Origin of the sequence: Paenibacillus validus NBRC 15382, from assembly GCF_004000985.1 — a bacterium.
GTDB lineage: Bacteria > Bacillota > Bacilli > Paenibacillales > NBRC-103111 > Paenibacillus_G > Paenibacillus_G validus.
The window spans coordinates 1-655 of record NZ_BIMH01000132.1; the positions used below are offsets into that span (position 1 = coordinate 1).

Annotated in this window: 1 protein-coding gene; it reads right to left on the reverse strand. The window is 50.4% G+C overall.

Features of this window, described 5'->3' with window-relative positions; translation table 11 throughout:
* Positions 1 to 570 (reverse strand): transposase (locus PVA01S_RS26380; protein WP_164751995.1); only part of this gene is annotated, 570 nt, incomplete at its 3' end.
* Between the last annotated feature and the right edge of the window lie 85 nt (positions 571 to 655).

Sequence of the window (655 nt, forward strand, 5' to 3'; positions counted from 1 at the left end):
CTTGTAGCCGTGCGATCGTTTGTCGATGTTCTCGCTCATGCCGTTGATGGCAGACTTGCTTGAACTGAGCAGCGCGAAGTCGAGCGGCAAGAAGGTATGCCCGTCGGACCAGCCCATGGTGAGCATACGAAATCCTTTGTAATAAGCGCCGGTGGCATGATCTTTGAATCGGGCGAGCAACTCAACAGCCTTGCTGCGATTGCGTTCGAACATCGAATCGTCAACGATGAAGACGGTGTCCCGGTCGACAGACGTAAGAGTGCTGACCTTCCGTACCGTGGCGACACTGAGTGATGTCAGAAAGCGACGCCAGGCAAAGCCGGCATGATTGAGGAAGCGATACACCGCATCTTTGCCGGGAAACGATTCTCCCTTGCTGCTCTCGAGCAGACGAAACCAGTTCTTTTGATGAAACAACAGGACAAAGACGAGTTGGAACAGTCGGGCACAGCTGAAACCAAATCGCTTGCGCAACCCAGCTTGTCGAAGATGTTTCATGACGTTCAGTTCTTGAAAAGCAGACTTTAATTCGTTTGGCAGTTGATTAAGATCGGGCTGATGGTCTATCATGATGGAAGACACCTCTTCTGTTTGATAGTGATTGCTCGCACTTTCACTTTACCAAACGAAGCGGTGTTTTTCTATTTTGCAAGCC